This window comes from Bacillus sp. JJ1503 (assembly GCF_036965125.1).
Classification (GTDB): domain Bacteria; phylum Bacillota; class Bacilli; order Bacillales; family Cytobacillaceae; genus Cytobacillus.
Map to the genome: position 1 here is coordinate 1 of NZ_JBALOZ010000086.1, position 11,869 is coordinate 11,869.

The window sequence follows — 11,869 nt, forward strand, 5'->3', positions numbered from 1 at the left end:
GAAGGAAAAAAAGGAATCCTGCGGTAAAAGAAAGGACTATTCATTAACTCCAAAAGGGTCATGCAGAAACTTACGGGCAATGAAAAGCTTCTATATATTTTACTCCGCTCTTTTCCCCTTTTAGCTCCTAAACTTGATTTATTTTCCAATTTATTATATAGTACATTACAACAGTAATGTACTATATGTGAGGAGGCGGTGACGATTCTTAATACAGACGGAACAAAGCCTATTTATATACAAATTGCGGAATGGATTGAAACGGAGATTATGAATGGACATTTTAAAAAAGATGATAAAGTCTATTCCCAATATCAATTAGCTGAAATGTATACCATCAATCCGGCAACTGCTGCAAAGGGACTTAATCTTTTAGTTGATGAAGCCATCCTCTACAAAAAAAGGGGGCTGGGCATGTTTGTCACAATGAATGCAAAAGAACAGATCATGAATAAACGAAAAAATCAAACATTGAAGCGGTTAGTGCAGGAAATTGTGTTAGAGGCAAATCGCTTGCATATTAGTGAAACAGAATTAATTGAAATGATAAAGGATGCACAATCTGGGGAGGGTGAGCAATGAAGGTGATAGAGTGCAAGGGCTTGACGAAGACCTATTTTCGGAGAAAGGTTTTAAATAATCTCTCTTTTACAATTGAAGAAAATACAATCACTGGATTAATTGGCCGAAATGGAGTCGGCAAAACGACTTTACTTAAAATAATTGCTGGTTTCATTAAAGAAACATCGGGAGACATTGAGGTTTTTTCGGAACGCCCTTTTAACAGTTTAAATGTCTCAGTGAATTCCATATTTGTAGATGACCAGATGAACTTTCCTCCAGCCCTTCAGCTCTATGAATTATTAGAGGAGGCGAGCAGATTCTATCCAAATTGGGATATGGAATTGGCCAAACGCCTGATTAATTATTTTTCCCTTGACCCAAAGCATTATCACAATCGCCTTTCAAAAGGGAAGACTAGTACATTCAATGCCATTGTTGGTTTAGCAGCCCGTCCATCATTAACGATCTTTGACGAACCTACAACAGGAATGGATGCAGCGGTCAGGAAGGATTTCTATCGTGCCTTGCTTAAGGACTATCTTGCACATCCAAGGAGCATTATCATCTCTAGCCATCATTTAGATGAGATTGAAGATTTGTTGGAGGATGTTCTTTTGATTAAGGATGGAAGAAATCATTTGCATATGCCGATGGAAGAACTAAAGGAATGGAGCATCGGTTTAAAAGGGGAAACAATAGTGATTCAAGAGTTGATTAAGGACCGTGAGATTGTTTATGAAAAGCTGATTGGAGGAAACACACTGTACGCGATTGTGAGAAATGATTTCTTAGAGACCGAATTGCAGAAAGCGAAACTTGCAGGAGTGGAGGTTACTGCTGTTGCTCCTAGTGATCTATGTGTCTACTTAACGAACGAAACGAAGGGGGGAATTGACGATGTCTTTAAGGGCCGTTAATTTAACGGATATTGTAAAAAGGCAATATCTGTTCAAGCTAAAGGCGAATATCGATTCATTTAGTGCCCTTGTCGGAATTCAGCTGCTAGCTATGCTGTTTTCAATGGGTGGGGCCCATTCATTTCATTCTTCATCAGATCGCATGGTTTTAAGTGTTAATTATTTATCTGCAGATGTTGTCATTGCTTTCACAATGATTTGGGCTTTAGTTACCGGTATTACGATTACAACGAAGCCCCATCGTCATTTTGATTTTACGTTCGTAACTAATCGTCTGAGCAGCAGCTTAGCCAATATCATCTTTCTATTTTCAGCAAGCATCCTCGGCGGAATTACGGCGATGTTAGCTAGAAGCTTACCTTTAGTTGTAAGGTATATTTTCTTTGGTGAACAGTTTAATAACATGCCGATAACAACTGCAGAATTTCTTCTTGGTGTTGTCGCAACGATTCTATATTTGTTCTGTATCAGCGCAATTGGCTATTTTATTGGGTCACTCGTACAAATAAGCAAGCTGTTTGTTGTTTTAATCCCTGTCCTGATTATAGGATTGATGTTCCTTGATGGTTTCATGAATAGGGAGCCATTTTTAGTAAATATTTTTCAAGTCTACCTTCAGGAATCATCCATCGGATTGTTCATTATAAAAATGACCGTTACGTCTGCCTTATTTTTCATTGGATCCATTGGAATCCTAAATCGGATGGAGGTTAGACGATGAATATCATGGGAACCTTATTGCTGTTTGCTGCATTTATTATCCTGGTTATGATTGTTACTAGCTTAAATGCAAAGAGAAAGTTTATTACTGTAAAGGTTACGCATTGGCTGCTAATGATATATGTTGGTGTGCTCCTGATTTCTGGATTTTATCTGGCGTTATTGCCGCAAGACCGTGCTGCTAGTCGGGAGGCGAAGGAAAATTGGAATGAAGATTGGGCAAGAGATCATTTCTACAATTCTTTACATGAAGGGAATGTTGATCAATTAGAGGGCAGGCAATTAATTCATGCAAAGACTTATGATTATGCAAAAAACACACTTAATATTGAAATAACGGGGTATGCTGACCGTATTTATGTGGAGCGAAAAGACGATGATGATGGTGTAATCGAAGCTCGTGTTTATACGGATGGTTTGATTGTGGGCGGATTTGATTTTTCGAATAAAATACCCCCTGTTAATTTCGGGTTAAACGATGATAGACTAAATATAAACTATCCTAACCATCAAATAATAAATATTTCTGTAGCCAGAAAAGAATTTACGATTAATCAATTTACCGGTCAACATCCAATTAATGATGTCATTGGAGATGGAGTATTAGCTGTATATTTAATTATTCCTAAATCACTTCAATTGCAAAGCGAAATTGCAGATTTTCAATATGTTAATGAATAGGGGCTGTCCTAAAGCAAAGATGCCAGGCACCACGATTCATGATGATGTTTATCGTGGAGCCAGGCACCTTATAGAACAGCCTCAGGGAGGATGAAAACTTTGGAACAGGAAAAACAGCCTTATATGTCAAAGGAGCTTGATGAGGAGACTCTTTTTATTGTATCTCAAACCTTTAAAGCCTTATCAGATCCGACTCGAATCCGGATCCTGCATTTATTATTTGAAGGGGAGCATTCGGTAAATGAAATTGCTGAAAGTCTATCATTGCTCCAATCAACCGTATCACACCAGCTTCGTTTCCTGAAAAATTTACGCTTAGTCAAATTTAGACGAGAAGGTACGTCCCTTTTTTATTCTTGTGATGATGATCATGTGATGGATATATTAAAACAAACAATTGAACATGCGAACCATCATTAATTACAGCTTCCATGATGATTCGGGCAGCCGAATTCTATTTTTTCAACCTGAATGGTACTATGCTCAATCCCAAAGTCATCGTGGAGAATGGATTGGGCATGGTGCAAAATGACATCATGGATCCCATCATTTTCAATGACAAGGTGGCAGCTTAACATCGGCATTCCAGATGTAATCGACCAAATATGAATATCATGAACCGTATTGACGAAAGGAATTTTATGAAGAGCTGTCTTGACCTTCTCAATCTCAATGTGAACGGGGGAGCCTTCCATCAAAATGTGCAAGGATTCCTTCGTTACCCTCCAGCCGCTTACGATGATGAGACCGGCTACAATGACGCTGGCAATCGGGTCAGCTATTCCCCATCCGAAGAACATCATTAGCAGTGCGGCAATGATGGCGCCTACCGATCCAAGCATATCTCCAATTACATGAAGAAAGGCACTTCGGACATTTAAATTCTCCTCTTTATCCCCCCGCATTAAAATCCAAGCTGCAAGAATATTGACTAATAATCCAATGGAAGAAACAATCAACATTCCGACACTTTGAACTTCAGGGGGATTGAAAAAGCGGTGGTAGGCTTCATAAAAAATATAAAGTGAAATAAGAATGAGTGTAATTCCATTTAATGCAGCAGCAATAATTTCAAACCTTTTATAGCCAAAAGTTTTGGAAGCCGAAGCCTTTCTTTCTCCGAGTTTAATCGCAAATAGACTCAAGCCTAATGCCGCTGCATCACTAAGCATATGGCCTGCATCGGAAAGAAGCGCTAAGCTATTTGTCATAATCCCGCCAATTACCTCAACAATCATGAAAGCAGCTATTAAGAGAAATGCTATAAATAAAGCTTTTTTATTTTCAATGTTTCCATGAGAGTGGTTATGTCCATGATGATGCCCCATAGTAAAACCTCCTATTTTCATATATGAATATATACTCATATATAGTATGACAAAGGACGTAAAATGTTTCAACTAATATATTTGGAAAAATGCAAATGAATTATTCAAAAATTTTTGAAAGGATAAAAAGAGCTGCCTCCTCAAGAATCGAAAGGGGGGCAGCCTTGTTATTGTTAAAAAGAAAAAAGTTGAATTAATATTGAACATTAATTTTACAATACCTTACTTAAAAATGCTTTCGTACGTTCATGCTGAGGGTTACCGAATAATTCATTTGGTTCATTTTCTTCCACGATATAACCGCCGTCCATGAAGATAACCCGGTCACCTACTTCACGGGCAAATCCCATTTCATGCGTTACAACTACCATGGTCATTCCCTCTTTAGCCAGCTGCTTCATTACCTCCAACACATCACCGACCATTTCAGGGTCAAGTGCAGATGTCGGCTCATCAAATAGCATGATTTTTGGATTCATAGCTAAAGCTCTAGCGATGGCAACACGCTGCTTCTGACCGCCAGATAATTCCCCTGGATAGCTATTGGCCTTATCTTCAAGCCCAACCTTATCTAGAAGATCAAGTGCAATTTTCTGAGCAGCCTCTTTTGTTGTTCCGTGAATCTTTATCGGGCCAAGCGTGATGTTCTCCATGACTGTTTTGTGAGGGAATAGATTAAATTGTTGGAAAACCATTCCAACCTCTTGTCTGACCTTGTTTATATTTATTTTTGAATCTGTAATGTCATGTCCGTTAATGATGACCTGACCGCCCGTAATATCTTCAAGACGATTCATGCACCGTAAAAAGGTGCTTTTTCCAGAGCCAGAAGGTCCAATTACGCAAACTACTTCTTTTTCTTTAATATCAGCGTTAATATCTTTTAATACTTCTAACTGGCCAAATGACTTTTTTAGATTTTTTATTTGTATAATACTCATCGTAATTCAAATCTCCTTTCTAGGAAGCTAGCAAGCAAGGAAATTAAATAAATAACAATAAAATAAATGACACCAACGGCAAGCCATATGTTAAATGCATCAAAAGTAGCTGCGGATTGAATCTGGCCTTGCTGTGTTAAATCTGCAATTCCAATGATTGAAAGTAGGGAGGTATCCTTTAAACTAATAATTGATTGATTCGTAATGGTGGGAAGCATTCTTCTAAAAGCCTGAGGAAGTACAATATAACGCATAGACTGAGATCCTGTTAACCCAATAGATCTTGCCGCTTCGGTCTGACCTTTATCAATAGATTGTATTCCTGCACGGATGATTTCTGAAAAGTAAGCACCAGCATTAATAGCAACCGTAATAATCCCTGCTGTTGTATTGTTCAATGAAATAAAGCCTAATGTATTTAATCCAAAGTATATAAAAAATAATTGAACAATAAACGGTGTTCCGCGGATCGCATCGACAAATATCTTTGCAATAATATTAAGAATCTTAAACGGGGAAAGTCTAAATAATGCCATAACAAGTCCAATTAAAAAGCCAAGAATGATTGCAATGATAAAAATATAGGCAGTTACTTGCAGTCCCTTTAATAAATAAGGAAGAACAGATAAAATTGTCTCCATCTTGAAGTCATCTCCTTTCAAAAGAAAGCGCGCTTGAGGGCGCGCTTTTATGTTTGTTTCCTAGAATTATTACTCACCAAGGTAAGTTTTTAGAATTTCATCATATTTTCCATTTTCCTTAAGTTCAGCAAGACCTTTGTTGATCTTTTCTAGAACTTCTTGATTTTTGCCTTTTAATACAGCAATACCGTATTGGTCGTTATTTAAGCGGTCACCAGCAATTTGTAATCCAAGGTCTTTTTGAGCGATTGCATAAGCGATAACTGGATAATCTTCAATAAGAGCATCAGCATTTCCGTTTGCTACTTCTTGGAACATAGCTGGGCTGTCATTAAATTGAACGACTTTAAAGCCTTTGCTATCAGCATTTTCTTGTGCAAATAGTGCACCTGAAGTTCCTTTTTTTACAGCTACTGTTTTGCCTTTAAGGTCATCTAAAGTTGTAATATCGCTATTGTCCTTTTTAACGACTAATGTAATACCAGCATCAAAGTATGGTTCTGAGAAATCAACAATTTTCTTTCTCTCTTCTGTAATACTCATACCTGCAATGGCAATATCAAGCTGGTTAGCTTGCATAGCTGGAATGATTCCGCCGAAATCCATTGGATTTAAATCAATTTTAATTCCTTGGCTTTCTGCAATAGCATTGATTATTTCAATATCAATTCCTTTGTATTCTCCGCCTTCTTCAAATTCAAAAGGAGGATAAGTAGTATCAATTCCAACTTTATATACTTTAGAATCATCACTAGATGAACCTTCTCCTGACTTTCCTTCACTTTTATCTGTGCCACAAGCAGCAAGTAGAAGGCTAAGGATAACAAATAAACTAAATAAACTGAATTTCTTCATTTTCCAATCACTCCCTATATTCTGATTATTGATGTTTTACGAATATTTAACAAATATATCATAAAACATTAAAAACGCATACTAAATTCAACAAAAAATAGTATTTCGCATTTAAAAAAATTCTTATTCCAAAATAGTTTATTTTTGGATGTTTTATTGATGCTTTTAATAAATTCATTTAATAATATTATTATTTTCATAATATAAAGAAGGTTAAGGGTGCTGCAGCCGTTTAAATAATTATTACAAAAAAATCAGGACCGAATCAAAAATAGATTTGGTCCTGATTTATCTTAAGTTTACTTTAATGGCTCTTTTCGTATATAGTCCGAATACTGAAGAATTTGCAAGGTGTTATTAATCTTTTTTTGCAATTCTTTTGTGTTCTTGGATTTCTTCATGGTTTTTCGATCATATAACGAAGCAGGGTGCTTAGCACTTGGTGCAGTATACAGTATGTTATTGCTGATAAACGATCCGCCGGGCATATAGTAACGCATCCCAATAAGGTTATTTTCGTATTGAAAAAGATTATGGCCGATCATTTGCCTATCATGCTCAATTCCAAGAAGGTTTAGAAGGGTTGGCATGAGGTCTATTTGACCGCCAAGTCTAGAGTAAGTTTCCCCCATAAAAATATCCGGCGCGGTGAAAAGAACAGGTACAGTAAAGCGGTCATGGAGATTATAGCGATGACCTAGCGTTTCCTTTAACAACTCCTGGTCCTTTTCTGTTACGGGTGCTCCGTGTAATCCTGAATGGTCTCCGTATATTAACAAAATCGAATCCTCATAAATCTCAAGATCCTTTAGTTTTTGGATAAACAATCCGATTTGTTCATCCGTATAGCGTACTGATTGTAAATAGTTTCCGACATATGTCCCATTAAATTCTTCGGGCAAATTAAGATATTCCATTTCAGCTGGCATTTCGAAAGGGGTATGACTTGTAAGGGTGATGATATTTGAATACATTTTTTCCTGTGATTCCAGCTGGTCTGGTAATTGTGACACGACAAAGTTAAATAATATTTCATCGGCTGGGCCGAAGCCAATTAGTTTCTCGTTCGGGATTTCACTGTTTGTATATACATAGTCAAAACCAAGTGCAGGATATAATTTATCACGGCTCCAATAAGTAATATCATCCGCATGATAGGTAGCCGTTCCATAACCATGTTTTTTCAACGTGCGGACTAGTGAGGGGATCTTATTGCCATCAATGACATTTACAGTTGGATCCATGCCCTCTGGATAAAGGGATGTATGCATAAGCCACTCTGCATCCGATGTGTTGCCAGCGCCAATTTGCTGATACACATTATTGAAATAAGCACTATCCTTCAAGAGGTCATTTAGATGCGGCGTTATTTCCTGTCCCTCAATCGTTTGATTAATAGTGAATTCCTGTAAGGATTCTACTTGAATCACAAATACATGACGATCCTTTGCAATGCCATAAGTTCGATGCTCAGTAAAAGGCACATACACATTGCCTATTAATTTCGCTAACTCCTCATCTGATAAGTGTTCATTTTGAGCAAAGGCTGTGCCAAACCCGCGTTCATACAATTGCACAAATTGGGATTGAATATATCCATGCTTTTTGGCGAAATAGGATACATCCACTAAAGGATAGAAAAAGGCAAGAACGGTAGTAGCGAATCCTAAACAGCTTAATCCGATCGCCCATCTTTTTGCATTTAAGAAATTGTTTCGTCTATTTGATTTTGTAAAATACCAGATTAGCGGAAGAATCAATGCTACATCTAAGAAAAATAAGAAATCATAAGGAGTCCCAAGCAAAGCAACTGTCCCTTTGACAGAGTTTGATTGGTAGATTTGTTTTACATCATAATAGGAAGGGACTGTTGAAAAATATCTTGTGTAGAAAACAACAACGATAAAAAGGACAGATAAGCCAAGATTATAAAGCCAGATCGTTAGCCATTTTCGTTTTTTACTTAAAAGAATGAAGATGGTTAAGCCAAGTGCCCACATTGGAAACTCTATTAACAGAATGTGGAAAATGGATTTGTTATCAAAAATAACAATTTGAAAAGCTGTAATTTTTAAAAAAAGAACAAGCATGATCAAGGTAAATGGATGGCATAGTACATTTTTTACTTCTGCAAGCCGAAACTTATTCATTGGAGAAGGCACCTCTTGACGTATTGATCATCCTAAACTTTACCAAACAAACATCAAGTCTTGCAAACAATATATATGAGATTGTAATTAAATTATGTAGGAGAAGTTCCTTGAAGTTTTTGGAAACTTTTTTTTCTGTCCCTCTGTGACTTAACAATTTATCACCATATAAAATGGAATCTATTCGATAACCAAACCATTATTATTTGTGTGTTAAAGATTTTTTTACTATTTGGTTTAACTTAGAAAAATATAGAAAAAATAATAATTAATGAAAAAGTACTTGTTTTTTTTATGAAATCCTTCTATAGTAATCTGGTAATGACAACTGTCAAGACAGGGGGAGAACAACATGGCAGAGAAAACAATTTCACAGAGAAAGCTACTAGGCATTGCAGGGCTAGGATGGATGTTCGATGCAATGGATGTCGGTATGCTTTCATTTATTATCGTAGCACTTAAAACTGAATGGGGCTTGACACCAGCTCAAATGGGCTGGATTGGAAGTGTTAATTCAATTGGGATGGCTGTAGGTGCGTTAGTTTTTGGTTTGTGGGCTGACCGTATTGGTAGAAAGAATATTTTTATCATTACTTTGCTCATGTTTTCACTTGCAAGCGGATTTTCAGCATTCACAACAACACTTGCAGCATTTCTAATTTTACGCTTTTTCGTTGGGATGGGGCTTGGAGGAGAATTGCCTGTCGCCTCAACACTCGTTTCGGAAAGTGTATCAGCTAAAGATCGTGGGCGGGTTGTCGTTCTGCTTGAAAGTTTTTGGGCGTTTGGCTGGTTGCTTGCTGCTATTATTTCATATTTTGTTATTCCTTCATTTGGTTGGCAAATCGCACTTATTCTCGGTGCACTTCCTGCCTTTTATGCCATTTACTTGCGTTTAAATCTGCCGGATTCTCCAGCATTTTCACCAAAAAAAGTGGAAAAACGGACGGTTAGACAAAACGTTCGCGATGTCTGGTCTAAAAAATATGCCCGCTCCACCTTGGTGTTATGGACTGTCTGGTTTACAGTCGTTTTTTCATACTATGGCATGTTCCTATGGCTTCCAAGTGTCATGGTCATGAAGGGTTTTAACATGATTCAAAGCTTTGAATATGTTTTGATCATGACACTCGCTCAGCTGCCGGGTTACTTTACAGCAGCATGGCTTATTGAACGTGTAGGACGGAAATTTGTGCTTGCTGTCTATTTACTTGGCACAGCCGGTTCAGCTCTTGTTTTCGGCAACGCTGAAACGACAGCCGTTCTTATAACAGCGGGAATTTTATTGTCATTCTTTAACCTAGGAGCGTGGGGTGCATTGTACGCCTATACTCCGGAACAATATCCGGCTGTCATTCGCGGCACTGGCTCTGGAATGGCCGCATCCATCGGCCGGGTGGGAGGAATACTTGGACCGCTGCTTGTGGGTTCACTTGTTGCTGCAGGCTATTCAATTGGCTTCATATTCGGCATATTTTGTGTGAGCATCATTATTGGTGTTATTACCCTTGTTTTTCTTGGCAGGGAAACACGCCAAATTGAATTAACATAATTAATACTAACTAAGAAAAAAAGCCAAAGAGGCGGCATTGTCCGCAACTTGGGCTTTTTTTCTATTTTTTCCAAAAGGGTATAAAGGTAAATGATATAAAAATGAGTAGGTACTATGACATGCATTGGGGACTGAGTATTCGAAAAATATTATACTAAATAGTCCTACTTTTACTTCTAAGAAATATATATAGGGAGAAGGCTTGTATTTCAAAAAGAAGAAAATAGGAGGGTCAGTATGAAGTTTAAAAAGTCTTTGGCACTATTGTTAACTGGAGGTTTAATAGCAGGTATATTAGCTGGCTGTGCTGAAAAAACAGAAACAGGAAGCTCAGGTTCAGGTGAGCAAAAGGATTCGGCCGTTATAAAAATTGCTACACAGACTCCGCTCTCAGGTGGAAGTGCAACGATAGGGGAAGCTATTAAATTAGGTGCACAGCTTAAATTAGACGAAGAAAAGGCCAAATTTAAAGAATTGGGTTTTGAGTTGCAGCTTGTTCCTTATGATGACCAAGCGGATCCAAAAAAAGGCGTGGCCAATGCACAATTAATTGGTTCAGATAAATCGATCCTCGCTGTTGTCGGTCACTTTAACTCAGGTGTGGCGATTCCTTCATCAGAAGTATATGAAAAATATGCGATCCCGATGGTTTCTCCTGCTAACTCAGCAACAGATGTTACGGATAGAGGATTAAAAACTGTCAACCGAATCGTCGCTCGTGATGACTTTCAAGGTCCAGCAGGCGCTGAATTCGCAGTTAACACATTAAATGCAAAGAAAATCTTTGTTGTTCAAGATAAAACAGCATATGGTACTGGTCTAGCAGAAGCTTTCAAGAAAGCAGCGGAAGAAAAAGGTGCTGAAATTCTTGGGTTTGAAGGGATTACAGTCGGAGAAAAAGACTTCAATGGTGTTGTTAACCAAATTCTTTCCAAGAAGCCAGATTTAGTATTCTTCGGAGGAATCTATTCAGAAGCAGGTCTGTTAATTAAACAATCCCGCGAAAAAGGCATCGATGTTCCGTTTTTAGGGGGAGATGGACTGGATTCTTCTACTCTTGTTGAAATTGCTGGAGATGCCGTTAAAAATACGTACATCACTGCTTTAGCAGGGGATTCTACTAAAACTGAAGAAGGTAAAAAATTCATAGAAAAATACAAAGCCACATTTAATAAAAATACGGAATCCTACTCAGTTTACGGTTATGACACAATGGGGCTAGTTTTAAAAGCGATTGAAGATTCGATAAAAGCAAATGACAACAAATTGCCAACACGTGAACAAGTAAGAGATGCCGTTCGCGCCGTGAAGGACTATCAAGGTGTTCTGACAAAAGTTAGCTTTGACGATATAGGAGACAATGATTTTGCTAAAGTATTTATTTATCAATTTGCAGAAGTTAGCTATCCGCCACAAGCTGTAGGTGAAATAAATAAATAAGATTCATTGGCTGAAAGGGGTATAACCCATTCTATTGGGAAAATACCCTTCTTTGTCTAGCCTCCAGCGCCTACCCCCTC

General features: G+C 37.7%; 12 protein-coding genes. 7 read left to right on the forward strand and 5 right to left on the reverse strand.

What is annotated here, in order from left to right:
• Positions 1-198 precede the first annotated feature (198 nt).
• From V7149_RS07825 to V7149_RS07845, 5 genes are all read left to right on the forward strand, one after another.
• Positions 199-582, forward strand: a complete 384-nt coding sequence (locus V7149_RS07825; protein WP_335345090.1) for a GntR family transcriptional regulator — start codon at positions 199-201, stop codon at positions 580-582.
• Positions 579-1,481, forward strand: a complete 903-nt coding sequence (locus tag V7149_RS07830; protein ID WP_335345091.1) for an ABC transporter ATP-binding protein — start codon at positions 579-581, stop codon at positions 1,479-1,481. Before V7149_RS07825 ends, V7149_RS07830 begins: the two co-directional genes overlap by 4 nt.
• Positions 1,462-2,202: a hypothetical protein gene (locus V7149_RS07835; RefSeq protein ID WP_335345092.1), complete on the forward strand. Its 741-nt coding sequence runs from the start codon at positions 1,462-1,464 to the stop codon at positions 2,200-2,202. Before V7149_RS07830 ends, V7149_RS07835 begins: the two co-directional genes overlap by 20 nt.
• A complete protein-coding gene (locus tag V7149_RS07840; protein WP_335345093.1) occupies positions 2,199-2,882 on the forward strand; it encodes a hypothetical protein in 684 nt (227 codons plus the stop codon). The genes V7149_RS07835 and V7149_RS07840 overlap by 4 nt, the downstream gene beginning before the upstream one ends.
• A 123-nt stretch (positions 2,883-3,005) precedes the next feature.
• Positions 3,006-3,302: an ArsR/SmtB family transcription factor gene (locus tag V7149_RS07845; RefSeq protein ID WP_191969124.1), complete on the forward strand. Its 297-nt coding sequence runs from the start codon at positions 3,006-3,008 to the stop codon at positions 3,300-3,302.
• Here the strand turns inward: V7149_RS07845 and V7149_RS07850 are convergent.
• The 5 genes from V7149_RS07850 to V7149_RS07870 form a co-directional block, all read right to left on the reverse strand.
• Positions 3,299-4,210, reverse strand: a complete 912-nt coding sequence (locus tag V7149_RS07850; protein WP_335345094.1) for a cation diffusion facilitator family transporter — start codon at positions 4,208-4,210, stop codon at positions 3,299-3,301. The two genes, V7149_RS07845 and V7149_RS07850, sit on opposite strands and share 4 nt — an antisense overlap.
• A 212-nt stretch (positions 4,211-4,422) precedes the next feature.
• Positions 4,423-5,151 carry an amino acid ABC transporter ATP-binding protein gene (locus V7149_RS07855; RefSeq protein ID WP_335345095.1) on the reverse strand — a complete coding sequence of 243 codons (729 nt, stop codon included), beginning with the start codon at positions 5,149-5,151 and terminating at the stop codon, positions 4,423-4,425.
• A complete protein-coding gene (locus tag V7149_RS07860) occupies positions 5,148-5,792 on the reverse strand; it encodes an amino acid ABC transporter permease (protein ID WP_335345096.1) in 645 nt (214 codons plus the stop codon). The genes V7149_RS07855 and V7149_RS07860 overlap by 4 nt, the downstream gene beginning before the upstream one ends.
• Positions 5,793-5,861: 69 nt before the next feature.
• A complete protein-coding gene (locus V7149_RS07865) occupies positions 5,862-6,647 on the reverse strand; it encodes a transporter substrate-binding domain-containing protein (RefSeq protein ID WP_335345097.1) in 786 nt (261 codons plus the stop codon).
• A gap of 299 nt (positions 6,648-6,946) precedes the next feature.
• On the reverse strand, positions 6,947-8,797 hold the full coding sequence (locus tag V7149_RS07870; RefSeq protein ID WP_335345098.1) for an LTA synthase family protein: 1,851 nt from the start codon (positions 8,795-8,797) through the stop codon (positions 6,947-6,949).
• A gap of 352 nt (positions 8,798-9,149) precedes the next feature.
• On the opposite strand from V7149_RS07870, the gene V7149_RS07875 reads away from it, so the two are divergent.
• Both V7149_RS07875 and V7149_RS07880 read left to right on the forward strand, forming a co-directional pair.
• A complete protein-coding gene (locus V7149_RS07875) occupies positions 9,150-10,349 on the forward strand; it encodes an MFS transporter (RefSeq protein ID WP_335345099.1) in 1,200 nt (399 codons plus the stop codon).
• Between the two features lie 237 nt (positions 10,350-10,586).
• The gene (locus V7149_RS07880) at positions 10,587-11,789 is read left to right on the forward strand and encodes a branched-chain amino acid ABC transporter substrate-binding protein (protein WP_335345100.1); all 1,203 of its coding nucleotides are present in this window, start codon (positions 10,587-10,589) and stop codon (positions 11,787-11,789) included.
• The last annotated feature ends 80 nt before the right edge of the window (positions 11,790-11,869 follow it).